At 66.8% G+C, this 26,979-nt stretch carries 23 protein-coding genes and 1 pseudogene; 19 read left to right on the forward strand and 5 right to left on the reverse strand.

Annotation, left to right across the window (positions count from 1 at the left end; translation table 11 throughout):
• Position 1: 1 nt before the first annotated feature.
• From CI805_RS03680 to CI805_RS03710, 7 genes and pseudogenes are all read left to right on the forward strand, one after another.
• A complete protein-coding gene (locus tag CI805_RS03680; RefSeq protein ID WP_260926360.1) occupies positions 2-454 on the forward strand; it encodes a hypothetical protein in 453 nt (150 codons plus the stop codon).
• Between the two features lie 392 nt (positions 455-846).
• Positions 847-1,203 carry a hypothetical protein gene (locus tag CI805_RS03685; RefSeq protein ID WP_260926362.1) on the forward strand — a complete coding sequence of 119 codons (357 nt, stop codon included), beginning with the start codon at positions 847-849 and terminating at the stop codon, positions 1,201-1,203.
• Positions 1,203-1,997, forward strand: coding sequence for a cellulose synthase operon protein YhjQ/BcsQ (locus CI805_RS03690; protein WP_260926364.1), 795 nt, complete (start codon positions 1,203-1,205; stop codon positions 1,995-1,997). Before CI805_RS03685 ends, CI805_RS03690 begins: the two co-directional genes overlap by 1 nt.
• Before the next feature lie 59 nt (positions 1,998-2,056).
• A pseudogene (bcsA, locus tag CI805_RS03695) lies at positions 2,057-6,477 on the forward strand (UDP-forming cellulose synthase catalytic subunit).
• Positions 6,477-10,070, forward strand: coding sequence for a cellulose biosynthesis protein BcsC (locus tag CI805_RS03700; protein WP_260926365.1), 3,594 nt, complete (start codon positions 6,477-6,479; stop codon positions 10,068-10,070). Before bcsA ends, CI805_RS03700 begins: the two are co-directional and overlap by 1 nt.
• A 2-nt stretch (positions 10,071-10,072) precedes the next feature.
• The gene (gene bcsD, locus CI805_RS03705; RefSeq protein ID WP_260926366.1) at positions 10,073-10,531 is read left to right on the forward strand and encodes a cellulose biosynthesis protein BcsD; all 459 of its coding nucleotides are present in this window, start codon (positions 10,073-10,075) and stop codon (positions 10,529-10,531) included.
• Position 10,532: 1 nt separating this feature from the next.
• Positions 10,533-11,564, forward strand: coding sequence for a glycosyl hydrolase family 8 (locus CI805_RS03710; RefSeq protein WP_313958520.1), 1,032 nt, complete (start codon positions 10,533-10,535; stop codon positions 11,562-11,564).
• A gap of 12 nt (positions 11,565-11,576) precedes the next feature.
• On the opposite strand, the gene CI805_RS03715 is transcribed toward CI805_RS03710, so the two are convergent.
• The 3 genes from CI805_RS03715 to CI805_RS03725 all read right to left on the reverse strand — a co-directional run bounded on the left by CI805_RS03715 (position 11,577) and on the right by CI805_RS03725 (position 15,480).
• Complete coding sequence (locus CI805_RS03715; RefSeq protein WP_260926367.1) at positions 11,577-12,206, reverse strand: trimeric intracellular cation channel family protein; 630 nt, start codon at positions 12,204-12,206, stop codon at positions 11,577-11,579.
• Positions 12,207-12,286: 80 nt separating this feature from the next.
• On the reverse strand, positions 12,287-13,894 hold the full coding sequence (locus CI805_RS03720) for an amino acid ABC transporter ATP-binding/permease protein (RefSeq protein WP_260926378.1): 1,608 nt from the start codon (positions 13,892-13,894) through the stop codon (positions 12,287-12,289).
• Positions 13,891-15,480, reverse strand: coding sequence for an ATP-binding cassette domain-containing protein (locus CI805_RS03725; protein WP_260926383.1), 1,590 nt, complete (start codon positions 15,478-15,480; stop codon positions 13,891-13,893). Before CI805_RS03725 ends, CI805_RS03720 begins: the two co-directional genes overlap by 4 nt.
• A gap of 131 nt (positions 15,481-15,611) precedes the next feature.
• Here CI805_RS03725 and CI805_RS03730 point away from each other — a divergent pair, with 131 nt between their 5' ends.
• From CI805_RS03730 to cydX, 3 genes are read left to right on the forward strand one after another with little or no spacing between them, the layout of a single operon-like run.
• Positions 15,612-17,192 carry a cytochrome ubiquinol oxidase subunit I gene (locus CI805_RS03730; RefSeq protein ID WP_260927769.1) on the forward strand — a complete coding sequence of 527 codons (1,581 nt, stop codon included), beginning with the start codon at positions 15,612-15,614 and terminating at the stop codon, positions 17,190-17,192.
• Between the two features lie 25 nt (positions 17,193-17,217).
• A complete protein-coding gene (cydB, locus tag CI805_RS03735; protein WP_260926385.1) occupies positions 17,218-18,366 on the forward strand; it encodes a cytochrome d ubiquinol oxidase subunit II in 1,149 nt (382 codons plus the stop codon).
• Positions 18,367-18,378: 12 nt separating this feature from the next.
• Positions 18,379-18,495, forward strand: a complete 117-nt coding sequence (gene cydX / locus CI805_RS03740; protein ID WP_260926387.1) for a cytochrome bd-I oxidase subunit CydX — start codon at positions 18,379-18,381, stop codon at positions 18,493-18,495.
• Positions 18,496-18,778: 283 nt separating this feature from the next.
• On the opposite strand, the gene panC is transcribed toward cydX, so the two are convergent.
• A complete protein-coding gene (gene panC, locus CI805_RS03745) occupies positions 18,779-19,636 on the reverse strand; it encodes a pantoate--beta-alanine ligase (protein WP_260926394.1) in 858 nt (285 codons plus the stop codon).
• A 128-nt stretch (positions 19,637-19,764) separates the two neighbouring features.
• Here panC and CI805_RS03750 point away from each other — a divergent pair, with 128 nt between their 5' ends.
• From CI805_RS03750 to pgmG, 9 genes are all read left to right on the forward strand, one after another.
• Positions 19,765-20,577, forward strand: a complete 813-nt coding sequence (locus tag CI805_RS03750) for a division plane positioning ATPase MipZ (protein ID WP_260926396.1) — start codon at positions 19,765-19,767, stop codon at positions 20,575-20,577.
• Positions 20,574-20,891, forward strand: coding sequence for a J domain-containing protein (locus CI805_RS03755; RefSeq protein ID WP_260926398.1), 318 nt, complete (start codon positions 20,574-20,576; stop codon positions 20,889-20,891). The genes CI805_RS03750 and CI805_RS03755 overlap by 4 nt, the downstream gene beginning before the upstream one ends.
• Before the next feature lie 5 nt (positions 20,892-20,896).
• Positions 20,897-21,523: a DUF2238 domain-containing protein gene (locus tag CI805_RS03760; protein WP_260926400.1), complete on the forward strand. Its 627-nt coding sequence runs from the start codon at positions 20,897-20,899 to the stop codon at positions 21,521-21,523.
• A gap of 52 nt (positions 21,524-21,575) precedes the next feature.
• On the forward strand, positions 21,576-22,040 hold the full coding sequence (locus CI805_RS03765) for a nuclear transport factor 2 family protein (protein ID WP_260926402.1): 465 nt from the start codon (positions 21,576-21,578) through the stop codon (positions 22,038-22,040).
• Entirely contained in the window at positions 22,037-22,591 is a 555-nt protein-coding gene (locus CI805_RS03770) for a TetR/AcrR family transcriptional regulator (protein WP_260926404.1), read from the forward strand. The genes CI805_RS03765 and CI805_RS03770 overlap by 4 nt, the downstream gene beginning before the upstream one ends.
• A gap of 124 nt (positions 22,592-22,715) precedes the next feature.
• Positions 22,716-23,093: a hypothetical protein gene (locus CI805_RS03775; RefSeq protein WP_260926405.1), complete on the forward strand. Its 378-nt coding sequence runs from the start codon at positions 22,716-22,718 to the stop codon at positions 23,091-23,093.
• Entirely contained in the window at positions 23,051-23,404 is a 354-nt protein-coding gene (locus tag CI805_RS03780) for a hypothetical protein (protein WP_260926406.1), read from the forward strand. Before CI805_RS03775 ends, CI805_RS03780 begins: the two co-directional genes overlap by 43 nt.
• A 135-nt stretch (positions 23,405-23,539) precedes the next feature.
• Entirely contained in the window at positions 23,540-24,352 is an 813-nt protein-coding gene (locus CI805_RS03785) for an alpha/beta hydrolase (RefSeq protein WP_260926407.1), read from the forward strand.
• Positions 24,353-24,507: 155 nt separating this feature from the next.
• The gene (gene pgmG, locus CI805_RS03790) at positions 24,508-25,947 is read left to right on the forward strand and encodes a phosphoglucomutase/phosphomannomutase PgmG (RefSeq protein WP_260926408.1); all 1,440 of its coding nucleotides are present in this window, start codon (positions 24,508-24,510) and stop codon (positions 25,945-25,947) included.
• Between the two features lie 74 nt (positions 25,948-26,021).
• Here pgmG and CI805_RS03795 read toward each other — a convergent pair whose 3' ends face one another.
• Positions 26,022-26,969 (reverse strand): BON domain-containing protein, encoded by a 948-nt coding sequence (locus CI805_RS03795; protein ID WP_260926409.1) that lies wholly within the window; start codon positions 26,967-26,969, stop codon positions 26,022-26,024.
• Positions 26,970-26,979 lie beyond the last annotated feature (10 nt).

Below are 26,979 nucleotides of genomic sequence, written 5' to 3' on the forward strand. Positions count from 1 at the left end.
GATGCGCGTCGATGCCAAGGCTCTGCTCGACCGGTTGGGCAAGCAGGAATTCGCCTACAAGGAATTTGCCGATCGCTTCAGTGAATTGGAGCTGTGGCCGCTGTTCGAAGCGCTGCTGAAAGATCCGCGCCTCGCCAGCCTCGACGATGCCGGCGACACGATCAGTGTCGAGGAGATCGAGGCGGTGGCAGGACTGGCGGCTTCCGCTGCGCCGGCGATGCCGGCCTTCGCGACAGCAGCGCCGGCGGCCCCTTCTGCCCCTTCTGCCCCTTCTGCCCCTGCGCTCAGCGCTGCGCAGAACGAGGCATTCAGTTCCCTGTTCGCACGCTACGAGAATCCCGAAGCGGCTCGTGTCGCCCCTTCCGTCCCTGCGCCTGCGCCCCAACGCCCCAAGCAGGACGTGCGTGCGATGCTGCGCGAGCTCTCGCAACTCAACCAGAGCGGCAAGCTCTGATGACGCGGAGCGACCGATTCGGAGTGAAAACCCCGTTTCGGGGCGCGTTTCCGGCAAGGGCGTCGCAAACGATTTTAGGGGGCGCTTCTGCGCTCGTGCAGCGGTGCCGGGGTGCAGGGGGCTTCACGGTAACGTCATGCTGCAATCAGATTAGCGTTCTGCGACAAGGCAAAGGCATTGCAGGGCATACTTTCCGGCGCGATTCCGGCGACTTGCGGAAGGGGCTTGGGGTCTGTCCCGTTAAGGAACGTTTCCGCAATGCAGCAAGATTGGATCTACCTACGTATTCTAGGAAATTCGCATCGATAGTAAACGGCGGGAAGAAAGTTCCGGGGGAACTTCTCGTTAACCATTATCTGCGAAATATTTCGTAGAAATACGGAGAAACTGCCGTGCGCGTCGATGCCAAGAAACTGCTGGCCAGAATGGGCAAGACCGACTTTGCCTATCAGGCGTTTACCGATCGCTTCAGCGAGCTGGAGCTGTGGCCGCTGTTCGAGCAGGTGCTCGGCGATCCGGCGATGGCGCAGCTTGCCGAGGAGCCCGCTCACGATGTGGCCGAGGCATTGTCGGCGCAAGCAACGGAAGCTGCCAACGCATCGCAGCATAGCGCTCCGATCCATGCGCTCTTCGCGCAATACGCCGCACTGCCCGCGCAGAGCGGCGATGTCATCGCATCCGCGAACCTTTTCAGGGACAGGTCCGCGCTGAACGGCTTCTCCCGTCCCACTCTGCACGGAGCCGGATAATGGCCCTTATCGTCTGTCATTCGCCCAAGGGCGGCACCGGCACCACTTTCGTTGCCGCACACCTCGCCCAGGGGCTGGTCGCGCAGGGCGCCGAAGTCACCGTGCTGACCACCGCAACTTTCGACCCGCTGCCGCTGCACTTCGCGCTGCCGCCTGCCACGCGCCTGCCTTCGCTGCTGGCGCCCGCCGACCAGGCGGTGGTGGTCAACGGCATCGATCTGCGTAAGATGACGCGCGCCGAACACGAGCCCGATTTCGCGGCGATGATCGGCGATCTGGGCTTTCTGGAAGCCGGTAACGAGCGCGTCATGATCGTCGATGTGCCTTCGGGACAGCTCGGTTTCGCGCGCTCGCTGCTGGAGATCGCGCAGCTGCACCTGTGCACGCTGACCGCTGCGCCGGAATGTCTCTCGATGATCCCGCGTCTGATCGATGGCGAGGATGGCGTGTGGGGCGCGCAGAGCATGCTCGTGCTCAACCGGCTTGACGAAACCCGCCGCCTGTCGCGCCATTCGGCCGCGTTCCTGCGCGAACTTGCCGGATCGCGCCTGCTGGGCCGTGTACGTCTGGACGAAGCGGTTCCCGAGGCGGGTGCCATGCTCCAGCCGCTGGACCGTTATGCGCCCACCAGCGCCGCGCTGACGGATCTGGTGCAGATCGCCCAGGCGGTCGGGGTGCGTCTCGAAGCGGAGGGCGTGGCGTTCGACACCTCCGCCGTCGACACCTCTGCCGTAGATACGCGGCAAGCTGCGGCGGACGTACGTCAGTCTGCCAAGCAGAGCCGCGTCGCATGAAGGATCGCCTGCTCTCTCCCGGTATCATGCGCCTGGTGGCGGTGGTGCCGATTGTGCTTATGGCCGCGCTCGTCATTGGCGTGCCGCTGGACAACAAGGCACAGTGGATGTTTGCAGGCGTCACCATCGCCGGCTGTCTGGTGCTCAAGCGCTGGAAAGGCCAGAAGGGCTCGCTTGCCCTTGGCATCCTCGCGGTCATCGTCTCGACGCGCTACATGTTCTGGCGCACGACCGAGACGCTGTCGTTCTCGACCCTGCCCGAATTCCTGTTCGGTTCGTGCCTCTACATCGCCGAGGCCTATGCCTGGATCATCCTGATCCTGGGCTTCATCCAGACCAGCTGGCCGCTCAACCGGCCTGTCGTGGAACCGATCGGGCCGTCGGACGTGTGGCCCACGGTCGATATTTACATTCCAACCTACAACGAAAGCCTCGAGATCGTGCGCAACACGGTCTTTGCGGCGATGGACGTCGACTATCCGGCGGACCGCGTGCGGGTGTTCATTCTCGACGACGGCAAGCGCCCGGATTTCCGCGCCTTCGCGAAGGAAGCGGGCTGCGGCTACATCACGCGTGACAACAACCTGCACGCCAAGGCGGGCAACCTGAACGCGGCGATGAAGAAGACCGATGGCGAACTGATCGCCATCTTCGACTGCGATCACGTGCCGACCCGCGCCTTCCTGCAGCTGACCGTCGGCTGGTTCCAGCGCGACCCGCGTCTCGCGCTGCTGCAGACCCCGCACCACATGTATTCGCCCGATCCGGTGCAGCGCAACCTCGCCTCGACGATGGGCGACATGCCGGGCGAGGGGGACCTGTTCTATGGCGCGGTGCAGGGCGGCAACGACCTGTGGAACGCCACCTTCTTCTGCGGCTCGTGCGCGATCATCCGCCGCGAGGCGCTGATGGAGACCAACGGTTTCGCGGGTGAGACCGTGACCGAGGACGCGCATACCGCGCTCAAGCTGCAGCGCACCGGCTGGAACACCGCCTATATCTCGGCGCGTCTTTCGGCAGGCCTTGCGACCGAGCGTCTCGTCCTGCACGTCGGCCAGCGCATCCGCTGGGCGCGCGGCATGACGCAGATCCTGCGCATCGACAATCCGCTGCTGGGCCGGGGCCTGACTCTCCAGCAGCGCCTCTGCTACCTGAACGCGATGCTGCACTTCCAGTATCCGCTGCCGCGTCTGGTCTTCCTGACCAGCCCGCTCGCCTATCTGATCTTCGGCCAGAACATCATCCAGGCTTCCGCCGGACTGATCTTCTCCTACGCCGCGCCGCACCTGTTCTGTTCGTCGGTCGCCAACGAGCGCACGCAGGGCGGAGAGCGCCGTCCGTTCTGGGGCGAGGTCTACGAGACGATTCTGGCCTTCCACCTCGTGAAGCCTACCGTCGCCACCTGGTTCCAGCCGCGCAAGGGCAAGTTCAACGTGACCGACAAGGGCCAGCTGCTGGACCGCACCTATTTCGACTGGGAAATCGTGCGCCCGCACCTGATCTGCATCGGGGTGATCGTCGCCGGTATCACGATGGGTATCGTGAAGCGCGTGTTCTTTCCCTACATGTTCAACATCCAGACCGACTCGCTGGTGCTGAACGTCGCCTGGGCCAGCTTCAGCCTTGCGATCCTGCTTGCCGCCGTTTCGGTTGCCCGAGAGACGCGTCAGGCCCGCCAGGACATCCGCGTGCCGGTCCAGCTGCCCGTTACCGCCTATCTCGAAAGCGGCCATACCGTGCCTGCGCGCACCATCGACATCTCGATGGGCGGCGCGGGTATCCAGTTGCCCGCAGAACTGCCGACCAAGGACCGTACCCTGCGACACATTACCATGGCGATGGGCGATGAAGTGCTCTCGATTCCGGTGGAAACGGTGCGCGTTGCCAACGGCAATGCCTTCGTGCGCTTCCTCGAACTCGATACGCTGGCCGCGCGCCATCTCGTGCGAGCGGTGATGGGCCGTGCCGATGCATGGGAGCCGACCGGCAAGCCCAAGCCGGTCAGCGGTCTGCGCTCGCTGGCTGACATCATCCGCGTCGATATGGTGACGATCCGCCGCCTGATCGGCCTCAACCGCGCCGAGCGCCGCCGTATCCGCGAGATCGAGGGCGAGGCGATGGCCCGCGTCAAGGCCGAGAAGGAAGCGGCGGCCAAGCATACTGCCGACCGTCGCTCGCTGGCCAAGGCGGCCGCGCTGATCGGCGCGGCTGCATTGACGGCGGCCTTGCTCGCCTCAGGGGCGATCCCTGCCTTCGCGGCCCCCGCCCCGCGCGCTGCACAAGTTGCGACCGCCGATTCCGCAGCTCCCGCCGAAACGGACGGCGTGGCGCCCTCGCAGGCCAGCACCGTGCGCGAGCGCCTGACGCTCAAGGATCTGCGTGTCAGCCAGCCGATCCGGTTGCAGGGCACCCACGGCGAGATCGGCATCCCGTTCGGCATGCGCCAGGACCGTGTGGTTACATCCGCCACAATGACGCTGCGCATGGCCTGGTCGCCGGCGCTGCTCGAAGGGTTGAGCCAGATGGTGGTGCTGGTGAACGGCGAGGTTGTGCAGACGATCCCGCTCACCCGCGCGATGTCGGGCGGTCAGACGCTGACGATCCCGGTGAATCCGGCGCTGTTCTTGCCCGGTGACAACCGCCTGAACCTGCGCCTGATCGGGCATTATACCCGTGATTGCGAAGACCCGTTCCACTCCTCGCTGTGGGCCAATGTCTCAAACACCGGCACCTATCTGGATGTCAGCTATGCGCCGCTCGGCTTCAGCCGCGATCTTTCGCGCCTGCCGCTGCCGTTCTTCGACAAGGGCCAGAACCTGCCGCTGAACATGCCGTTCGTCTTTGCGGGACAGCCGCACAAGGGCGAACTGGAAGCGGCTGCCAGCGTTGCGTCGTGGCTGGGGGCGCTTGCCAGCTATCGCGGCTACGATTTCAAGCCGGTCTACGGTTCGCTGCCGCGTGGCAATGCCATCGTCTTCCTGAAGACCGGGCAGTCCATCCCCGGCCTCAATGTCGATACCTCGGGCGGACCGTCGGCAGCTGTGGTGGCCAACCCGATCGATCCCGACGGGACGCTGCTGGTCCTGACCGGCAGCAACGACGGTGATCTGCGGCTTGCCGCCGCGGCGGTTTCGTTGGGGCGCGGCGTGTTCGGCGGTCCGCGCATGACCTTCGACGGCGTGCGCATTCCCACCTGGGCGCCCTACAGCGCGCCGCGTTGGATCAGCACCGAAAAGGCCGTGAAGCTGGGCGATATCATGCCCGACTATGCGCTTCAGGGCATGGGCATCCCGCCCGGACCGCTGACTGCCGCGTTCCGCGTCGCGCCCGATCTGTTCTTCTGGCCGCGCCAGGGGGCAGCCTCAGCCTGGGCTATCGCTATCCGGTGGCCGACTGGCTCGACAAGCGCGCCTCGCGTCTCGATGTCTCGATCAACGGTCAGTACCTGCGCAGCCTGCCGCTGGGCGGAGGCCTGTGGCAGCGCCTGTTCGGCTGGGGCGGCGTGAGCACGGCGGACTCCAGCGCCACCGTCACCCTGCCGCGCTACAACCTGTTCGGCCAGAACCAGCTGGCGATGGACTACAACCTTGTCCTTGCCGACAAGAAGAAGTGCACCGGCACGCTGCCCGACAATGTGCGCGTGGCGATCGATCCCAACAGCACGATCGACCTTACGCATGCCTATCACGCACTGCGGATGCCCGATCTGGCGACGTTCGCCGGCGCGGGTTTCCCCTTCACGGTCAATCCCGACCTTGCCGGAACCACCGTCATCATGGCGCCGGATCCGCAGCCTGCAACGGTCGAGGCGTTCCTGATGCTGATGGGCCGCTTCGGCGATTCCACCGGCGCGCCTGCCACGGCGGTCACCGTGGCCTCGTCTGCCGATGCCGATCAGCTGCGCGATCAGGATGTGCTGGTGATCGGGCCGTCTTCCCTCGCCGGGGACGATGCGCTGTTCGCAGGAGCCCCCGTCCACTTCGAGAATGGCCGCCTGCGCGTGGCCGAGCGTACCGCGCTGCAGAATGTCACGGCGCTGTTCGGCGGCACCGACACCGATGATCCGGACGATGCAGCACCGGTGGTCTACAACGCACGCGGATTTGCCGGGATCGTCAGTTTCCGTTCGCCGTTTGCGTCCAAGCGTACGGTGGTTGCCGTGCTGGCCGATGACCGCGCAGCTCTGCCGGGCATTGTTTCGGGCATGGCCGACACCAAGATCAATGCCACCATCCAGGGCGATCTTTCGGTGACGGATGGCGACGGGATGACCAGCTTCCTGCTCGGCAACACCTATTGGGTAGGTTCGCTGCCCGCCTGGATGAAGATTGCCTACTGGTTTTCGGGCCGTCCGCTGCTGATGGGGCTGGCCACATTGCTATTGGCTGTCGTACTGGCTGGACCTGCGTATTTCTACTTCCGTCGACAGGCGGAGCGCCGTCTCGCCAACAAGGACGGTGTCAACAAGGACGGCCATTGATGAACGACTGCCCTGCGCCCCGTAACCGTCGCCGCGCCCGCCTTGGGTTGACGCTGCTGCTGGCGGGGGCAGCCTGTTCGGTCGTGCCGATGGCTCCGGCCTTTGCTGCCGATCCGGCGGTGGCGGCGCTGCTCAAGCAGGTGCAGTACTGGCGCTCGAAGGGGCGTGAGGATCTGGCCCAGCAGGCGCTGCGCCGCGCCCGCGCGCTGGCGCCGAACGATCCGGCGGTGAAGGGCGCGACGAATGCGCCCGCGCCGAAGCCTGTACCTGCGCCCAAACCGCAGCCTGCGCCCAGGGCCCAGCCGGTCGCGCGGCCTGCTGTCGTGCGCGAAAGCACGCCGATGCCGGCGCCCCGACAGGCCCCCGCACCGGTACGACCAGCACCGGCAGCGCCTGCTCCGGTTACTGCCGCCAACCGGGCGGGCACTGCGCGTGTCGCCGGTTTCGACGCGCTGGACGATAACGATCTGGCGAAGGCGGGGGCGCAGTTCCAGCGCGCGCTCGATGTGAACGCGCATGACGGCGATGCGCTCGGCGGTCTTGGCCTCGTGCGCCTGCGCCAGAGCCGTTTTGCCGAAGCGGCGGACCTGCTCGAACAGGCCTCGCGCTATGGCAAGGCGGCGCAGTGGTCGCAGGGGCTGGCCTCGGCGCGCTTCTTTGCCGGGCTCGACGATGCCCGCTCGCTGCAGAAGCAGGGCCGCCTGTCCGATGCCCAGGCCGATGCCGAAGCGCTGGTGCGCTCGGGCTATCCGCAGCCTGCGCCTGCGCTGGAACTGCTGGCCGATCTCTATGACGCGCAGGGCCGTCATGCCGATGCGGCGGATCTCTACGCACAGGCGGCTAACGGAGACAAGGGCGGTGCGCAGGACGAGAACCGCCTGCAACTGCGCGCGATCCGCAGTCGTGCGCTGGCCGCCGCTGCCAATGGCGACGACATGACCGCGCAGCGCGAGTTCCAGACCGGGCTCGTCGCCGATCCCAATGATCCGTGGATCCGCTACGAGTTCGCGCGCTACATGATTTCGCGCGGGCGCGTGCCCGAGGCGGAATCGCTGCTGCGCTCGCTGGAAAGCACGGGCCGTGCGGATTCGCTTTATGCCGCCGCGCTGATCGACAACGAACTGGGCCGGGTGACCGCTGCCGACCAGTTGATCGACCGTATTCCCGAAACGCAGCAGACGCCGCAGATGCGCGCCTTTGCGCTCGGCGTAAAGACCGACGCGGCGATCGTGCGCGCGCAGTACATGGCCAAGAGCGGGCAGAAGGCGCAAGGTATCGCTGCGCTCCAGCAGATCGGTTCGATCCCGAACCTTCCGGCGGGCAAGAAGGCCGCCGTCGCCACCGCGCTGATCGACCTTGGCGATACGCAGGACGCGCTGCAACTGGCGCAGTCGACGATGGCAGGCAACATCACCGAGGTCGGCGATTACGAAGGCCTGATCGGCGTGTTCACGCGCGCAGGGCGCGATGATCTGGCCCAGCAGGCGCTCCAGCGCGCCAGCCAGATGGTCGGCACCTCGCCCGATGGCCAGAAGGCCTATGCCCGCATGAATGCGCAGCTGATGATCGGACAGGCCGATCGCGAGCGTCTTTCGGGGCAATACGCGCAGGCCTTCGATACGCTTCAGTCAGCCTGGAACGCCGCGCCCGATAACGTGGAGATCCTTGCCGGGCTCGCGCGTCTCTATCAGGGCGGCAATATGCCCGGCCGTGCGGCGCAGACCTGGCAGCTCTATCTCCAGAAGAAGCCGGGCGATCGCGATGCGCTGCTGGGGCTGGCCGAGACGGCGCAGGCAGCGGGCGACAAGCAGCTTTCGCAGCAGGCCGAGGATCAGGTGCTGCGCGGTTTCGCGCAGGATTATCAGGTCTACCTGACGCTGGCCCGCGTGGAGCAGGCGCGCGGCAATCAGGGCTCGGCCGTGCACATGCTGAAGGAAGCGCGCGAGCTTTACGCGCGCAGCGCCGGGCTTGGCGGTCTTTCCGGCAACAACCCCTTCGCGACGATGCAGGGCAATGCGGGCAATCCCTTCGCCTCGCAGCAGGTCGCGATGGCGCCTGCGCCGGTCAATCCCTTCGCGCTGGGCAACGGCGCGCGCGTGCCGTCGAATGGCGGCTATGCGCCGGTTCAGGGCGGCTATGCGCAAGGAAGCTATGGCCAGAGCGGCGCGACGGGCTATGCCGCGCCGGTGGCCTATAACGCCAATGCCGGAGGCAACTTCGGGGGCGGCTTCGGCGGTGGCAGCCAGGTGCCCGCCGCCTCGGCAGCGTCTTCCGGTGCTTTCGGGGCGCCGTCCTATCCGACGCAGGCACCACAGAGCTTTGGCGGCGGCATGCAGGCTGCCCCCATGCAGGGCAATGCCATGCAGGGAACCGCAGCCTTCACCGGCGCGGAACAGACCGCACCTGTCGGCGCGGGATATTCCGCCGATCCGGTGATGGCGCAGATTCAGTCGCAGATCGCCCAGCTGTCCAGCGACAATGCCCCGCAGGCCGAAGTCACCACCGATTACCGTCAGCGCGCGGGCGAGACCGGCCTCAGCAAGCTTTCCGCGATCAAGGGCTCGGCCAAGCTTTCGACCGGCGTGCTCAAGGGGCGCGCCTATGTACGGGCCGATGCGACGGTGATCGACGCCGGACGCCCGACCGGATCGGCGCTGGCCCGCTTCGGCTACAATGCCACCGCCGAAGCGGAAGGCATCGTTGCGGCGGAGCCTTCGGCGCTCACCAACGCGCAGACGCAGAACGATTCGGGCGTCGCCTTCGCGGCGGGCTACGAAAGCGATGCGGCCAAGGCCGAGATCGGCACCACGCCGATCGGCATGGGGCAGACCAAGCTTACCTTCCATGCCGAGGCCAATCCCAAGGTCAGCCAGGACGTGCGCCTGAGCGCCATGGTCGAGCGTCAGCCGGTGACGGATTCGATCGTCTCCTACGCCGGCACGCTCGATCCGGTGACGGGCGAGCGCTGGGGGCAGGTGATGCGCACGGCGGGCGGCGCGGGCTTCTCGTACGATCACGAAGGCACCGGTGTCTATGTGCAGGGCCGCTATTACAGCTTCCGCGGCGACAACACGCCCAACAACAGCGGTTACGAGGGCAATGTGGGCGGCTACGTGCGCGCCTATCGCGATCAGCATTCGTCGCTGACGGTGGGCCTGAACGTCAATTACCAGTCCTACGACAAGAGCCAGAACTACTTCACGTTCGGCAATGGCGGCTATTTCAGCCCGCAGCGCTTCATCTCGGTCGGCTTCCCGATCAACTACAAGTACAACAACGACAAGTTCGACGTGTCCGCCTCGCTGACGCCCGGCTTCCAGAGCTACAGCCAGGACGAGAGCGCGCTGTATCCCACTGACGTGACGGCACAGGCCGCGCTTGAGGCGCTCAAGGCCGAGGACAACGATGTGCGCGCCGACTACGACAGCCTGTCGAGCACCGGCTTCGCGCTGTCGGCGGCGGGTTCGGTCTATTACCGCGTCAGCCCGAACACCCGCATCGGCGGCGAGGCGAGCTACAACACCTTCGGCAGCTATGACGAATTCCGCAGCATGCTCGGCGTCCGCCAGAGCTTCGGGGGATCGAGCAAGTGAAGATGAGCGCCTTTCCCAGCCCGCCCGACGACCCGGACAGCGACAGCATGGCAGGCTTTGCCGCCTTTGCGCTCGCCACGGTGAACGAGGCGTTCAATGCGGTTCCCGAAGCACAGGCGCGTGGTTTCTTCCGCAGCGTGGGCAAGCGGCTGGCGGGCATGGAACAGCTCGATGGCGTCAACGACGTCTCGGGGCTCAGCGTGCGGGTGAATGCGCTGTGGCAGCGGCTGGGCTGGGGCGAGGCCGACTTCGCGGTCGGGCGCGAGGCGATCATCGTGCGCCATCGCGATGCGCCGCTGGTCGCCGATGATCCCGAAGACGATCCCAACTGGCGCATTGCGCTCGGCGCGGTGCTGGAAGGCGCGTACGATGCGTGGTTCCGGATGCTGGGTTCCGGCCCGGTGCTGAAGACCGAAAGCCACTGGACCGCCTCCACCCTCGAATTGCGACACGGCCGCTGACATGATGAACCTCAATCGTCGCACTTTCTCGATCGGCATGCTGCTGGCGATGACCGCCGCCTGCAACACCGGCACCCAGAGCCATGCCGAGGGGCGCCCGTTCACCGGCTCGCTCGCAGGCAACTGGTGGCCGCTCTATCGCCAGCGCTTTCTCGCACCCGAAGGCCGCATCGTCGACAACGGCAACGGCGGGATCAGCCATAGCGAAGGGCAGGGCTACGGCATGGTCCTCGCCGCGCTGGCGGGAGACCGCGCCTCGTTCGCCAAGATGGCGGACTGGGCGGACCGCACGCTGCTGCGCAAGGACATGGCGCTCTATTCCTGGCGCTACGATCCGAAGCTCGCGAACCCGGTCAGCGATCCCAACAACGCGACCGACGGCGACGTGCTGATCGCCTGGGCGCTGTCCATCGCGGCGGCGCGCTGGGGCAATTCGGCGTGGCGCCAGCGCTCCGCCGCCGTGCGCGCCGACATCCGCGCCAAGTGCGTGGCAACGCGCTATGGCCGCGAGATCCTCGTCCCCGGTATCGCCGGTTTCGTCGAGACGAACGGCATCACCATCAATCCCAGCTATTTCATCTGGAGCGCGATGGAAGCCTTCGCGAAACTGGATGGCGAGGCGGCATGGCGCGGCATCATCAACGATGCCGATGCGCTGCTGCGCCTGTCGCGCTTCGGCGCTCACGGTGTGCCGACCGACTGGGTGCTGGTCACGGGCCGCGATCAGGTCGCGCCCGCGCCGGACAAGCCGCCGCGCTTCGGCTTCGATGCGATCCGCGTTCCGCTTTATGCGACGATGGCGGGGCGCACGGGCCTCACCGACAATATCGCCGCCTACTGGCGCGGCTGTCTGGCGCAGGGGCGCCCGATCCCCGCGTGGGTGGACGTGATGACGGGCGAGGAAGCGAACTATGCGGTGTCTGAAGGCGGCGCGGCGATCGTCTCGCGCCTGCTGAATACGGCGGCGCCCTCGCAACTCTCGAACGACTATTTCGCGGCCTCGCTCCAGATGCTGGCGCAGGCGCGGCCCTAGGGTCAGGACCCATTACCCCCGATGACGCGGCAGGGCGAATCCCCAGCGGATCGCCCCGCCGCGCAGCAGGAAGCCCGCTGCTGTCGCGGTGAGCGAAGCGGCGGTGTTCGACAGGCCAAGCCCCGTCAGCCCGACATAGGTTCCGGCGGCCAGCACGGCGGCGGTGATATACAGCTCGTTGCGCAGCAGGATCGAGGGCGCGCCTGCCACCACGTCGCGGATCACGCCGCCCATGCAGGCGGTGACGACGCCCATCACGGCGGCGGGCAGCGGCGGGATGCCATAGCTCATCGCCTTGCCCGCGCCGAACACCGCATAGGCCGAAAGCCCCGCCGCATCGAACCAGTCCAGCGCCCGTTCCGGCCAGAAGCGCGGCGGCACCAGCCAGACGACGACAGCAACGCCGAGGCAGATCGCCAGCGGTGCTGGCGCGCGCATCCAGAACACCGGGGCGCCGATCAGCAGGTCGCGCATGGTGCCGCCGCCGGTCGCGGTGACGATGGCGAAGAAGGCCGCCGCGATCAGGTCCAGCCGTTGCCGCGCGGCCCGGATCGCGCCCGAAACGGCGAAGACCGAAAGCCCTGCGATGTCCAGCCAGCGCAGGATCGGCTGGAGCGTCGTCAGCGTGAGATGTTCGTGCATCGCGCTAATCCCCTGACCTGCCGCGCCTTGTCGAACCTATGCGGCGAAATCCGGGGGGCGGTCAATCATCCGGGTGCCGGTCAATCCGCAGACAGGCTCTCGATGGCAACGCTCTCGCGGCACAGCGCCAGCGGTGCGGTGCGGTGCGAAACCAGCAGCAGGCCGGTGCCGGTGGCGTCGAGCCAGGCCTCCAGCGCCGTCACCAGTGCACCTTCCGTCGTCGCGTCCAGCCCTTCGGTGGGCTCGTCGAGCAGCAGCCACGCGCGTCCCGCCAGCAGCGCGCGGGCGAGCGACAGGCGCTTGCGCTCGCCGCCCGAAAGCGTTCCGCCGCTTTCGCCGAGCAGGGTGTCGAGCCCGGCGGGCATGCGCTCCACCCGCTGGCGAAGCTGCGCGATGTCCAGCGCCTGCCACATCTGCGCGTCGGTCAGGCCGGGGCGGGCGATGCGCAGGTTGTCGGCAATCGTGCCGACGAGCATCGCAGCGTCCTGCGGCGAGAGCGCGAACTGCGCGCGCAGGCCATCGGCGGTGTGCCGATCCAGCGCCATGCCGTCCAGCGCCAGTGCGACATGGGCGGGATGGAGCCCGGCGAAAGCATCGAGCACGCGGGTCTTGCCCGATCCCGAGGCGCCGGTCAGCGTCACGCGGCTGCCGGGCGCGAAAGTGTGCGTGCCCAGCGTGATCGCGGCGGCAGTGGCAGGTTCGGGCGTTGGTTCGGGCGTGCCCTCCAGCGCGTGGAGCATGCTCAGCCGCTCGATCCCGGCGTGCAGCGAGGCGCGGCGCAGCAGGCTGCGCGAAAAGCCGCCCATCGCTTCGATGGCGGAGGCGGTCGCCAGCATCGCCAGCGCGACCATTGGGGCATGCGCGTGGCCAGAGGGTGCGAGCAGCAACACGCCTGCCACCGCGAGCGCGCCGTAGACCGACAGCAGCGCGCCTTGCAGCGCTTCGGCGCGGACCAGACGGGCGCGGGCGGCGTTCAGGCGCGTGATCAGCGGGGCGAGTTCGGCCTCGGCCTGCGGGGCCAGACCATAGGCGGCGATCTCGGCACGGGCAGCGGCCAGTTCGATCCAGCCGCTGCGAAGGTCTCCCAATGCCTCTGCCAGATCGTGTGCCGGGGCAGTGGTCAGGCGATTGGAAACCTTGGTGAAAATCACCGGCAGCGCGGCCATCACGGCGATCAGCCAAAGCGCGGGAAGAACACCGCAGAACGCGACCAGAAGCACGCTGACGAGCGCCGAGGCGATGGCGGCGTGCCTGGCGGGCTGGCGGATCACCAGATCCTCCAGCGCCTGCACATCGTCTATCAGGCGGCCTGCCGCTTCGCCGGGCGAGGTGTCGGGCGCGCGGCGGCTGTCCTGTGCGGAGAGCTTGTCGAACAGCCCGCCGCGAAACTCGGCCATGCCTTCCAGCGCAACCTTGTGGCCGACGATCCGCTCGCCATAGCGCGCCAGCGTGCGCACGATCGCCATCAGGCGGATCAGCGCGCTGGGGATCAGGTAGTTGAAGGCGCTGGCGGTGGCGAAGCCGCCTGCCCCGGCGATGGCCGCGCCGGTCAGGAACCAGCCCGAGACGCCGAGCAGGCCAATGGCGGCAATGGCGGCCGCCACCGCGCACAGGCTCGCCCACATCAGGCGCGCGCGGCCCAGCCCGGCGATGTCGAGGATACCTGTCTTCCCGTTGTCGGCTTTCACAGCGCGATCTCCCGGTTGGCGGCAGCGACGAGCGCGGCATCGTGGGTGGCGACCAGCAGGCAGCGTTCCTGCGCCAGTTCAGCGAGTAGTGCGGTGATCGCGGCGGCGCTGTCGGCGTCGAGATCGGCGGTGGGCTCGTCGCAGAGCATCAGCGGGCGGGCCGAGAGGATCGCGCGGGCCAGCCCGATGCGGCGGCGCTCTCCGCCCGAGAGGCCCGATCCGGCGTGATCGAGATGCAGGTCCAGCTCGCCGCGCGCGTCGAGCAGCGGGCCGAGGCCGACGCGCTGGGCGGCAGCGAGGATGGCCGCCTCGTCAGCGTCGGGTGCCGCAAGGGCGAGATTGCGGCGCAGCGTACCGGTCAGCAGCAGCGGGCGCTGTGCGGCCCAGGCGATCGCGCCGGGGGCAAGCGGCTGGCCCTGCGCATCCGTGACCGAGCCCTGCGCCAGCGCAAGCTGTCCGGCGATGGCGGCGAGGGTCGAGGTCTTGCCACTGCCGGTCGGTCCGGTCAGCGCGACGAAATCGTGGGGCGCCAGCGTGAAGCCCAGCGGGGCGATCGCCACGCCGGGCAGATCGAGGCGCAGGCCTTCCACCACGAGGCCCGTGAAGGTGGCCTCAGGCATCTGCACTGGCGGGGCGGGTGTCTCCTCCCACGGCGCGAGCGCGGCCTCGGCGGCCTCGCCCAGCTGCTTTTCGTGATAGGCGGCGGCAAGGCGGCGCATCGGCAGGTAGAATTCGGGCGCCATCGTCAGCACGAAGAACGCGCGCTCCAGCGTCAGGTGCTCGGGCGCCGGGAAGGGCAGCAGGCCGAGCAGCGAGAACCCGCAATAGACCGCGACGAGCGCGATCGCGAGGGCGGAGAAGAACTCCAGCACCGCGCTCGACAGGAAGGCGGCGCGCAGCACGGTGACGGTGCGCGCGGCGACTTCGCCGGTCGCCTGCCGGACCTGCTTTGACAGGCGCTGTTCGGCGCCGAAGTGGCGGATCAGCGGCAGGTGCGTCACCCGGTCCACGAACAGGCCCGACAGCGCGGCGAGCGCGGCCAGCTGGCGGTCCGAGGCGCGGCGCGCGGCGGTGCCCGCCAGGATCATGCCGACCACGAAGAACACCAGCGTTCCCAGCATGATCGCGCTGGCGACCCAGCTGGCAGGCGCGACCAGCAGCGCCACCACCAGCGGGCCGATCCCGGCGGCCATGCGCACCGGCTGGAAACGCAGGTCGCGGTTCTCGATGGCGCCGACATGGTCGATGGCGAGCGTGGCACTGGTGCCGCTGGCGAGCGGGGCGGGCAGAACGCCGCCCAGCAGGCGCGGCCAGAGCGAGGCGCGCAAGGTGCCCGCCGCCGCCTGCGCGTCGATCACCGCCACCCGGTCCACCGCATAGGTGCCCAGCGCGCGCAGCAGCGCGCCGCCCACGATCATCGCCGCCGGGCCGAGCAGCTCGAAAGCGTCCGCCCGCGAGGGGGCAAATGGCGTGTGGGCCAGCGCGTGGCGGGCGAATGTGGCGACGGCAAGGGCGATGCCGAACGAGAAAAGCGCAGCGCCGGCAAGATCCAGCAGCCAGCAGCCCAGGTATTTGATGCGTGTCAAATCGCGATGCCGAGCAGGAGTATATGGCCAGCCGCAAGGGCCGGGACTCGGCGCGACCCTTACGTTTTCAACCTTGCCGGCGCAACCTTTGAGGGCGCGCCGACCCCGACACCAGAGCAGGATCGAACATGATCGACATGGCCGTGGTGGAACTATCCCGCCTGCAGTTCGCCTTGACGGCGCTGTACCACTTTCTTTTCGTGCCGCTGACGCTCGGCCTTTCCTTCATGCTGGTCATCATGGAGAGCGTCTATGTGATGACCGATAGGCCCATCTGGCGGGACGTCACCCGCTTCTGGGGCAAGCTGTTCGGCATCAACTTCGTCCTCGGCGTCTCGACCGGCCTGACCATGGAGTTCGAGTTCGGCACCAACTGGGCCTATTACTCGCACTATGTGGGCGACATCTTCGGCGCGCCGCTCGCCATCGAGGGGCTGATGGCCTTCTTCCTGGAGGCGACCTTCGTGGGCGTGATGTTCTTCGGCTGGGATCGCCTGTCGAAGCGCAAGCACCTGTTCGTGACGTTCATGGTGGCGCTGGGCACGAACCTGTCGGCGCTGTGGATTCTGGTCGCCAACGGCTGGATGCAGCACCCGACGGGCGCGAAGTTCGATCCCGCCACGATGCGCATGGAAGTGACCAACTTCGCCGACGTGATCTTCAACCCGGTGGCGCAGGCCAAGTTCGTCCACACCGTCAGCGCCGGGTACGTCTGCGCCAGCGTGTTCGTGCTGGGCGTCTCGGCGTTCTACCTGCTCAAGGGCCGTCATATCGAACTGGCCAAGCGCAGCTTCACCGTGGCCGCCGCGTTCGGTCTGGCCGCCTCGCTTTCGGCGGTCGTGCTGGGTGACGAGAGCGGTTACACGCTCACCGACAACCAGCAGATGAAGCTGGCCGCCATCGAAGGTGCCTGGGAAACCGCCAAGGCGCCTGCCGGGATCGCCGTGTTCGGTCTGCCCTCGGTCGCCGAGCACAAGACGAAGTACGAGATCGAAGTGCCCTATGTGCTGGGCCTGATCGCCACGCGCAGCCTGACCGGGCAGGTCAACGGCATCCTGCCGCTGGTTGCCCGCGCCGAGGATCGCATCGAACACGGCATCGTTGCCTACGACGCGGTCGAGAAGCTGAAGGTCAACGAGACCGATCCCGTCGCGCGCGAAGCGTTCGAGCGCAACAAGGACGATCTGGGCTATGCGCTGCTGCTCAAGAAGTACGTGGCAGACCCGCGCAAGGCCGATGCGGCGACGATCCAGAAGGCGGCATGGGATACCGTTCCCAACGTGCCGGTGCTGTTCTGGCTGTTCCGCGTGATGGCTTTCATCGGCTTCTTCCTGGTCGCCTTCTTCGCCACCGCGCTGTTCTTCTCGGTCAACCGCCGGTTCGACAAGAAGGCCTTCCTGCGCGTCGCTCTTTTCGCGATGCCGCTGCCGTGGATCGCGATCGAGTTCGGCTGGGCGGTGGCCGAGCTGGGACGCCAGCCCTGGGCGGTCGACGGCGTGCTGCCGACGTTCCTGGGCGCTTCCAGCCTCACCGTGCCGCAGATCTGGGCGACCATCGCCGGTTTCACCGCGATCTATGGCGTGATGGCCGTGATCGAGGTGCGCCTGATGCTCTCGGCGATCAGCCATGGCCCGGAACCCTACGTCGAATGGCGCGGCAAGGAAGAGGCGAGCGACGAGGCCGCCCGCTTCACCGCCGTCCCGGCCGAATAACGCCCTCCACCGAAAGGCATTTCCCATGTCCATTCCCTTAGACTACGAGACGCTGCGGGTGATCTGGTGGGCGCTGCTCGGCGTGCTGCTGATCGGCTTCGCGCTGACCGACGGTTTCGACCTCGGCTCTGCAGCGCTGCTGCCCTTCGCCGGGCGCACCGATGCCGAGCGCCGCATGGTGATCAACGCCATCGGCCCCACCTGGGAAGGCAACCAGGTGTGGTTCATTCTGGGCGGCGGCGCGATCTTCGCCGCCTGGCCCTTCGTCTATGCCGTCAGCTTCTCGGGCTTCTACCTCGCGATGTTCCTGGTGCTCGCCTCGTTCATCCTGCGGCCCGTGGGCTTCAAGTACCGCTCGAAGCGGCCCGACCCTGCATGGCGCAAGCGCTGGGACTGGGCGCTGTTCGTCGGCGGCTTCGTGCCCGCGCTGGTGTTCGGCGTCGCGGTCGGCAATGTCCTTCAGGGCATTCCCTTCCGCCTCGATAGCGACCTGCGCTCGTTCTACGAAGGCTCGCTGCTGGGCCTGTTCAGCCCCTTCGCGCTGCTCGCCGGGCTGGTCTCGGTCTCGATGCTGGTGCTCCACGGCGCGGGCTGGCTGACGATCAAGCTGGAGGACGGCCCGGTCCGTCAGCGCGCACAGGCCTATGGACAGGTCGCCGCCGTGCTGGCGCTGGTGCTCTATGCCATCGGCGGGATCTGGCTGGCCAAGGGCGGCATCGGTTATCACATGGTGAGCGCCGCCGATCCCTTCGGCCCGTCGAACCCGCGCCTGACCGAGACGGTGCGCGCGGGCGGCGCCTGGATGGACAACTACGGCGCCCATCCCTGGATGCTGATCGCACCGCTGCTGGGCCTTGCCGGGCCGGTGCTCGCCTTCCTCGGCATCCGCACCAAGGCGGACAAGCTGGTCATCACCGGATCGGCGCTGACCAACGTGGGCGTGATCGCCAGCGTGGGCCTTTCGATGTTCCCCTACATCCTGCCCAGCTCGATCGACCCGGCCTCCAGCCTCACCGCGTGGAACGCCTCGTCCAGCCATGGCACGCTGTTCACGATGCTGATCGCTACCGTGATCTTCCTGCCGCTGATCCTGCTCTACACCGCCTGGGTCTACAAGGTGATGTTCGGCCGGGTGACGATGCGCGAAGTCACGCTCAACCCCGATTTCTACTGAGGAGATAACGCCATGTGGTACTTCGCCTGGATACTGGGGACCGGCCTCGCCGTGGGCTTCGGCATCATCAACGGCGTGTGGCACGAGTTCCACACCGACCCCAGCGAGGAACGCACCGTCCTCGACTGACACCCCGACGGGTCGCACCTGAAGGAAACCCCGGCGCTGGCGAAAGGCTGGCGTCGGGGTTTGGTGTTTTTGGGAGGTAGAGTAAGTTAAAGGCAGGGGAGCTGAGCCCCCCTGCACCCCTGAACGTCTCCCGGCGCGGGCGTTAAGCGCTGGGTGAGATTGTCGCGTATCCTGCCGTATGGACACGAAGTGGGTCCGCCTGAAGGTTAAGGCCGGCGTCGGAAGACGTAACGGGGTCTGGGGCCTCTGGCCCCGGAATCCTCCCCTTCAAGCTTTCAAATCCTCAAACCGGCGCAACGCCCATATTGTCGATCAGCCGCGCCTTGCCGATCCGTGCCGCGACCAGCAGCCGCATCGGCGCGTTTTCGCGTTCGGAAAGTACCTCAAGGCTCTGGGCATCGCGCAGTTCGGCGTAGTCGACCGAGGCGAACCCGGCGTCGACCAGCGCGTGGGCGAGGAGGTCGAGCGTGGCGGGAACCGGGGCGCCGCTCTCGATCGCGCCGATGGCGTGCTTCATCGCTTCGGGCAGGGCGGCGGCGCGGCTGCGGTCGTCTGCGGAGAGGTAGGCATTGCGCGAGGAGCGGGCGAGGCCGTCCGCCTCGCGCACGGTGGGAACGCCGAGGATCGAATCCACGTGTGGCGCAGTCAGATCAAGGTCGCGCGCCATGCGGCGGATGACCGCGAGTTGCTGCCAGTCCTTCTCGCCGAACAGGGCCACGTCGGGCTGCACCTGGTTGAACAGCTTGCAGACCACGGTGGCCACGCCGTCGAAGTGGCCGGGGCGCGAACCGCCGCACAGCCCTTCGCTGACGCCCGAGACGCTGATGTTGGTGGCAAAGCCCGCCGGGTACATCGCCTCGACCGAGGGTGCCCAGACGAGCGCGGCGCCCGCGCCTTCCACCAGCTCGCAATCGCGCGCGAGGGTGCGGGGATAGGCGTCGAGATCCTCGCCGGGGCCGAACTGGCGCGGGTTCACGAAGATCGAGACGACGACGTGATCGGCGCGCTTTTTCGCCTCGCGCACCAGCGTCAGATGGCCTTCGTGCAGCGCGCCCATGGTGGGCACCAGCGCGATGGTGCCGCTCTGGCGCAAGTGGGCCACTGCACGCCGCAGTGGATCAGTCTCGTGGAGAGTTTGCATTGCCTCTGCGTGCTCCGGTATGAAGGGCCATGTCCAGCCCACGGATGCGGCCTTTAGCCGGGTGCCGGGGGATGGGGCAAACGCTTTGCAAACCGATCGTTTCGTCAACCTTGAAAGAGCCGCGACCCGTGACTGCGCATCGTATCGTCTTCGCCAACGAAAAGGGCGGCACCGGCAAGTCCACCACGGCGGTCCACGTCGCCATCGCGCTTGCCTATCAGGGCGCCAAAGTGGCCGCGATCGACCTCGATCCGCGCCAGCGCACGTTCTACCGCTACATGGAGAACCGGCTGGACACCGAGCGTCGCCGCGAGATCGCGCTGCCCGGCACGCGCTTTGCGGTCTACGACGGCAACGAGACCGCCGAACTCGACGACATGGCCGAGGCCATCGCCGAGGATTACGACTTCCTGATCTTCGACACGCCGGGGCGTGACGACGATTTCGCCCGCCACGTCGCCACCACGGCAGATACGCTGGTGACGCCGCTGAACGACAGCTTCATCGACTTCGACCTGATCGGTCAGGTCGATTCCGAAAGCTTCAAGGTGAAGCGCCTGTCGTTCTATGCCGAGCTCATGTGGGAAACCCGCAAGAAGCGCTCGATGGCGACGATCCAGCAGGGGCGCCGCGAACTGGACTGGGTGGTGGTGCGCAACCGCGTCCAGCACGTCGAGGCGCGCAACATGCGCCGCATCAACGAGGCGTTGCAGGAGCTTTCCAAGCGTGTCGGCTTCCGCATCTCGCCCGGCTTGTCCGAGCGCGTGATCTATCGCGAGCTGTTCCCCTCGGGGCTGACGCTGCTCGACAAGGGTCATCTGGGCGAGCTGGGCACCAGCCATCTGGTGGCACGACAGGAACTGCGCGGCCTTGTCGCCGGGCTCAACCTGCCGATGCCTGCCGCGCGCCAGCCCGACTTCGAGTTCGCGACCGAGGCATGAGCAAGCTGATCCTGATCGCGGTGCTGGCCTGCGTCGTGTGGAAGATGGTCTCGGGCCGCTGGCCGTGGGAAAAGAAAACACTGCCTCCGCGCGGCGGCGATGCGGCGAATGGGCAGGGCGCTTTCGCGCTGGCACAGGCCCGCGCGCTGCTGGGTGTGCCCGACAGCGCCGGTCGCAAGGACATCCTCGACGCGCACCGCCGCAAGCTGGCCGAGGTCCACCCGGACCGGGGCGGCAGCAACGAGCAGGTCCACGCCGCCAACGCCGCACGCGATACGCTGCTCGCGGCGCTCGATCCGGGCGCGCAGGGCTGATCCCGATGGCCAGAGCGCGGTCCGACCTGTCGGTGCTGACCGCGATCTGGATTGCCGGATTGCTGCTGTCCGGCTGGCACCCTTTCGACCGCACGACGTGGGCGATGGAAGTCGCGCCTGCGGTGATCGCGCTGCCGGTGCTGTGGGCCACGGCACGGCGCTTCCCGCTGACCCGCCTCGCGCTGGTACTGATCGCCGTTCACGGGCTGATCCTGATGCTGGGAGGGGCCTATACCTATGAGCGGGTGCCGCTGGGGTATGTGCTGGAGCAGTCGCTTGGCCTTGCCCGCAATCCCTACGACCGCATCGGCCATTTCGCTCAGGGGTTCGTTCCCGCAGTGGTGTTCCGCGAAATCCTGATCCGGCTGGGGCGCCTGCCGCGCGGTGTGCTGCTGACCGGGCTGACGCTCGCCTGCTGCCTTGCCGTCAGTGCGCTGTACGAACTGATCGAGTTCGGCGCGGCAATGGGGATGGGGCAGGGGGCGGACGCCTTTCTCGGCATGCAGGGCGATCCGTGGGATACCCAGTGGGATATGCTCACCTGCCTGATCGGCGCGGCGGTGAGCGTGGTTCTGCTCGGTGGTCTGCATGAAAGGGCACTCGCGCGGCAGCGAGGCGTGGCTATCGATTGACCGGTGATAGCAGTGGTTGTACCGATCGGTAAAACATCGATGGAGATCGTTCATGTCTCGTCCTCCTTTACCGCCGTTCACTCGCGAAACTGCTGCGCAGAAGGCGCGCATGGCCGAGGATGCCTGGAACAGTCGCGATCCGGAGCGGGTGTCGCTGGCCTATTCGCCCGATAGCGTGTGGCGTAACCGCGACGTGTTCCTGACCGGACGCGAGGCTATCGTCGGGTTTCTGACCGCCAAGTGGGCGAAGGAACTGGACTATCGCCTGATCAAGGAAGTCTGGGCCTGGCAGGAAAATCGCATCGCTGTGCGCTTCGCCTATGAATGGCATGACGACAGCGGCGCATGGTTTCGCTCCTACGGCAACGAGAACTGGGAATTCGATGCGGCGGGGCTGATGGTCCGTCGTATCGCCTCGATCAACGATCTCCCGATTTTGGAAGGCGATCGGCTGTTCCGCTGGCCGCTCGGTCGCCGCCCGGACGATCATCCGTCGTTGAGCGATCTGGGCCTTTGACCGGCAAGCGCATCATGACCGAGCGGGTGGCATGTCTGCCCGCGCTGGCCGAGGCATTTCGTGAACATGGCTACGAAGGGGCCAGTCTGGCCGTGCTTTCGAGTGCTACCGGGCTGGGCAGGGGAAGCCTCTACAACTTCTTCCCCGGCGGCAAGGAAGAGATGATAGCGGCCGTACTGGCTGACATCGACGGCTGGTTCGAACGGACGGTCTTCCTGCGGCTGGAGCAGGCAGGCCATGGAGCCGCCGCGATCCGTTTCATGATGGGTGACGTCACGACCTATTTCCAGGCGGGCGGTCGCGTTTGCCTCCTGGGGTGGATCGGGCTGGGTTCGTCGCGCGATGGTTTTGCCGACCGGGTGAAGGGCTATTTCTCCCGCTGGATATCCTCGCTTGCCGTGTGCCTGGAGAGAGGGGTGTCGCGCCGGAACGGGCTGCCTTGCTGGCAGAAGAGGCCGTGTCGGCCATTCAGGGGGCAATCGTGCTGTCGCGCGCCTTGGACGACGAACGCGTTTTCCTGCGGATCGTCGAAGCGCAGCAGACTGCACTGATAGCCGCCATGGATTGAAATCGGCGGCGTGTGACGCCTTGGTGGCCCGCTCGGACCTTGCTATTGCAACTTTCATGAAGTTTTACAGGCATGGTTTTCCTGTGCCCGAACGGAGAACTGCCCCGATGCTGCGCCGTGCCTTTCTGCTTGCCGCTCCGTTGCTTGCCATCGCTGCCCCGGCCTATGCCGAAAATGCGGTGAGCATCGACATCTACGCGATTCCGTCGCAGCCGGTGGTCGATGCCATGGCGAAAGTCAGCGACAGTCTGGCCGCGCAGGGCATGACGACGTTCTATCGGCAGGGCCACGCCGTCCACGCCACGCTCTATCTCACGCGTTATCCGGTCAGTGCCGAGCCCGCGCTCAAGGCCGCGATCCGCAAGCTGGCGAAGGGGCGAAAGGCGTTTCCGCTCACTGTCGGCGGCCTGCAGGTCACCCCAGCAACTGGCTGTTCCTCGGCGTGGACCGCTCTGCCGAGCTTCAGCGGCTGGCCGATCTGGTGACGGTGACAGCCGAGCCTTTGCGCGATCATGACGTGAAGGCGCCGACGTGGATGTCGGCCTATCCTGCCAAGCTTCCGGCGTTCGAACGCTATGGTTCGCCCAACGTCTTCATGCAGTTCGACCCGCATCTGACCTTGCTGGCGAACGAGACCAACCCGAAGCTGGCCGATTTCGTCGCGAGCGCAGCGGCCACGCCGCCCAGAGCCAGCGGAACAGTGGAGGGGATCGGCATGGCCGTGGTCGACGAGAACGGCCAGATCGTGAAGACGCTGGCGGAATATCGCTTTGCGGGCCTGCCTCGCGGACATTGAGTTCGGTGGGCGATCGAGCGTGAGCATGTCGGCGATCCGATCGCAGCACCTGTGAATATCGAGTGACCGACCGGTCCTGTCCGGGTTCAGCATCGAGCCGATAGGAGCGATGATTTCCTAGCCCGGAGGATACCTTTGAGCCTGTCGAGAATCGTCGCTGTCGCGCTGGGCGCCGGGCTGTTTTCCCTGTCGGGCGCGGCCGCCGCGCACGTACCGCCAAAGGTCGGTTCCCCGGCACAGCGGGTGATCGATCTGCCGCTCGGGGGCGGTATGCAGCGTGTCCTCTATGTCGCGCCGTCCCACCCCCGCGCCACGCTTGTCATGTTGCCGGGGGGAACGGGAGAGATCGGTATCGAGCGCGATGGCCAGCTGCGCCATGGCGACAACTTCGTTGTGCGAACGCGACTGGCCTGGGTGGCGCGAGGCTATGCCGTCCTGATCCCGGACAGCATCGACCATGCCAATATGCGCGGCGCGCGAAGTGCTGCGGCGTATGGCAGGCTGGTGGACGATCTGGCGCGCTATGCGCGCAGGCAGGTGAACGCGCCGGTGTTTCTGCTCGGTACGAGCCAGGGCACGATTGCGGCAACGAACGCGGCATCGCGCGCCGAGCCGGGCCTGCTTTCCGGGCTTGTCCTGACAGAAAGCGTGGCCGTTCCGGGGCGGCGAAGCACGGAAACCGTGTTCGATGCCGATCCGGGCAAAGTGCGGGTTCCCGTTCTGGTGGTGGCCAACAGGGATGACGCCTGCGATGTCGCTCCCCCTGCGTTGGCGCCGCAAATTGCAGCTGCGATGGTACACGCGCCAAGCGTTCGGGTATTGACGGTCAGGGGTGGTGCGCAGCGTTCACCGCAAGCCTGCGGGTCGCTGTCGCCGCACGGCTATTATGGCGTCGAGGCACAGGTCATTTCGAAAATCGCGGTCTGGATGCATCAGCACGGGGGCTGAGGGGCGGATGAGGCTGCCCCGCTTCCTCGAACGCGCCTCCCAGGAGCAGATAAGGGGCATGGTGGCGATATGCGTCTGCCCGATATGGGAAGGCGCACATCGAAGCCCTGCCCTTGCTCTTGCCCGAACGGGCAAATGATGGAACGGATCGGGCCATGACCGGACATAGTTTTCACCCGACCCTTCTTCGCGAATACGATGTGCGCGGCGTAGTCGACGAAACGCTTCACGAGGCCGATGCCTGGGCGCTGGGGCGTGCCTTCGCCGCGACGGTGGTTGAGGCGGGGCTTTCCAACGGCAGGATCGCCGTGTGCCGCGATGGCCGTCTCAGTTCGCCGATGCTGGAGGCAGCGCTGGTGGAGGGCCTTTGCGCGGGCGGGATCGATGTGGTGCGCATCGGCATGGGGCCTACGCCGATGCTCTATTTCGCCGAAGCTTCAATGCAGGAGGTGGTAGGCGGCATTCAGGTAACTGGCAGCCACAATCCCAAGGATCACAACGGTTTCAAGATAGTACTTGCGGGAAGACCGGTCTTCGGGGCCGACCTCCAGCGGATCGGCGAAATCGCGGCCTGCGGCTTCGGCATGGCGGCCTTCGGGGGCACCGGGCAGCGGTTCGAACGTGCCGGGGGCAGTGAGGGCGAGGATATTCTCCCACGCTGGATCGAAGCGATCCTGAGGCGCCTCGGCCCCATGGAGCGCGAGGCCATGGCGGACCTGCGGATCGGCTGGGATACCGGAAACGGCGCCGCCGGTCCCGCCATCGAGCTGCTGACCAGTCAGCTTCCCGGTGAACATCATCTGCTTTTCACCTCCGTCGACGGGACTTTCCCGAACCATCACCCGGACCCTTCCGAGGTGGAAAATCTGGCAGACCTGCAGGCGCTCGTCGCGGCCAAGAGCCTCCATTTCGGTTGCGCTTTCGATGGCGATGCCGATCGGCTGGGTGTGGTGGATGCTGCCGGGCGCCCGCTTGCCGGGGATCAGCTGCTGGCGATCTATGCGCTCGATCTGCTGCTGCGGCATCCCGGTGCGCAGATCGTGGCCGATATCAAGAGTTCTGCCGGGTTGGAGAGCCTGATCCGACAGGCAGGCGGGCGCCTCGACCTGTGGAAGGCAGGGCATTCGCATATCAAATCCAGAATGAAAGAAACCGGTGCCTTGCTGGGTGGCGAAACGACCGGGCACGTCTTTCTGGCTGAGGACTGGTACGGCTTCGACGACGGCGTCTGTGCCGCCGTGGAACTGATCGCGGCACAGGCGCGGCTGGGGCAGAGCGTGACGGCGCTACATGCTGCGATGCCGACCAGCTTCGCGACGCCCGAACTGCGCGTTCCGGTAAGTGCCAGCCGCAAGTTCGCCACCGTCGACGAGGTTCGCGCGCGGCTGGAAGCCGGTGCTGCCGCGATGGTCGCGATCGACGGCGTGCGGGTTAACCGGGGTACGGGATGGTGGCTGCTGCGCGCCTCAAACACGCAGGAAGTCCTGTCTTTGCGAGCCGAGGCGGCAGCGCCTGAAGGACTGGAGGCGTTGCTCGCGGAAATCGAGGAGCAGCTGGCGCTGTCCGGCTTGGCCGTAAATCTGCCGCGCGGTTGATGCAAAAAGGGGAGCCGCATGGGGCTCCCCCTTCTGCCGTCGTCACGACAGCGGTAGCGACAAGACCGGTACGATCAGGCGCCCGCCGTGCCGCCCGTACCGCCTGTTGCCACGCGCAGATTGTTCTGGACGTGCTTCACGCCGGAAACGTTGTCGATCACGTCTTCGGCGCGCCGCTTGGCGTGACGGCTCTCGACCGTACCGCTGAGCGTCACCTCGCCTTCGGCCACCGTCAGCGTGATGTTGCTGGCATCGAGCATCCAGTCATGCGTGAGCGCATCGTTGGCATCTTCGCGGATGCGTTCGTCGGAGCGGGTATAGTCCGAGGGACCACGACCCCGGTGATTGATGCTCTGGTCGGCGCTCTGGTCGCTGCGGTGGTCCTGCTGGCGCCGGGCGGCGGCATCGCGATCGCCGAACCAGCTGGCGATCTCGTCGCCCGCCCGCTCGAAAAAGCCGCGCTGCTCGCCATAGCGCCGCCACGAGCCATAACCTTCATCGTTATCGTCGCGCGCCGAGCCATAGTATTCGCTGCGCATGAGGCCCCCGCCATAGTCCGGCCCGTAAGTCGGGCGATAGCTGTAGCTGGGCGATGCGCCGCCGACCGGGCGGCGCGAGGCGTAGAAATCGCGCCCGCCATAGTCTTCGCTGGTGAAGTCCCGGAACTCGTTGCCGAAGGCGGCATCGTAATTGCGCATCGGGTAGACGGGGTCGCGGCGCGATGCGGTGTTTTCGGGCTCGGACCAGCGATCGCGGTGCGATTCTTCGCGGATCAGGCGATATTCGCCATCGCGCGGGTTGGTCGGGCTCTCGCTGCGGGTCTCGCGGGAGGGCGGCAGGTCGGGCGAGGCGCTGCCCTGGCCCCAGCCGCCACCGGCCTGTCGTTCCCCGGCCTGCCGTTCACCACCGGAATGCAGCTGGTTGGCCTGTCGGGGGCTTTCATAGCCTTCGCTCTGGTTGCCGGAGCTTCCGGCGTAGGACTGATGGCTGCCGAAACGGCTGTCGATGTCGCGTCGGTTCATGACTCTCTCT

It is taken from the genome of Novosphingobium sp. 9 (assembly GCF_025340265.1).
Taxonomy (GTDB): domain Bacteria; phylum Pseudomonadota; class Alphaproteobacteria; order Sphingomonadales; family Sphingomonadaceae; genus Novosphingobium.

Coding starts and splice junctions, on each gene's coding strand:
- CI805_RS03680 (WP_260926360.1), top strand. CDS start 2: ATGCGCGTCGATGCCAAGGCTCTGCTCGACCGGTTGGGCAAGCAGGAA.
- CI805_RS03690 (WP_260926364.1), top strand. CDS start 1,203: ATGGCCCTTATCGTCTGTCATTCGCCCAAGGGCGGCACCGGCACCACT.
- CI805_RS03700 (WP_260926365.1), top strand. CDS start 6,477: ATGAACGACTGCCCTGCGCCCCGTAACCGTCGCCGCGCCCGCCTTGGG.
- bcsD (WP_260926366.1), top strand. CDS start 10,073: ATGAGCGCCTTTCCCAGCCCGCCCGACGACCCGGACAGCGACAGCATG.
- CI805_RS03710 (WP_313958520.1), top strand. CDS start 10,533: ATGATGAACCTCAATCGTCGCACTTTCTCGATCGGCATGCTGCTGGCG.
- CI805_RS03715 (WP_260926367.1), bottom strand. CDS start 12,206: ATGCACGAACATCTCACGCTGACGACGCTCCAGCCGATCCTGCGCTGG.
- cydB (WP_260926385.1), top strand. CDS start 17,218: ATGTCCATTCCCTTAGACTACGAGACGCTGCGGGTGATCTGGTGGGCG.
- cydX (WP_260926387.1), top strand. CDS start 18,379: ATGTGGTACTTCGCCTGGATACTGGGGACCGGCCTCGCCGTGGGCTTC.
- panC (WP_260926394.1), bottom strand. CDS start 19,636: ATGCAAACTCTCCACGAGACTGATCCACTGCGGCGTGCAGTGGCCCAC.
- CI805_RS03755 (WP_260926398.1), top strand. CDS start 20,574: ATGAGCAAGCTGATCCTGATCGCGGTGCTGGCCTGCGTCGTGTGGAAG.
- CI805_RS03760 (WP_260926400.1), top strand. CDS start 20,897: ATGGCCAGAGCGCGGTCCGACCTGTCGGTGCTGACCGCGATCTGGATT.
- CI805_RS03765 (WP_260926402.1), top strand. CDS start 21,576: ATGTCTCGTCCTCCTTTACCGCCGTTCACTCGCGAAACTGCTGCGCAG.
- CI805_RS03775 (WP_260926405.1), top strand. CDS start 22,716: ATGCTGCGCCGTGCCTTTCTGCTTGCCGCTCCGTTGCTTGCCATCGCT.
- pgmG (WP_260926408.1), top strand. CDS start 24,508: ATGACCGGACATAGTTTTCACCCGACCCTTCTTCGCGAATACGATGTG.
- CI805_RS03795 (WP_260926409.1), bottom strand. CDS start 26,969: ATGAACCGACGCGACATCGACAGCCGTTTCGGCAGCCATCAGTCCTAC.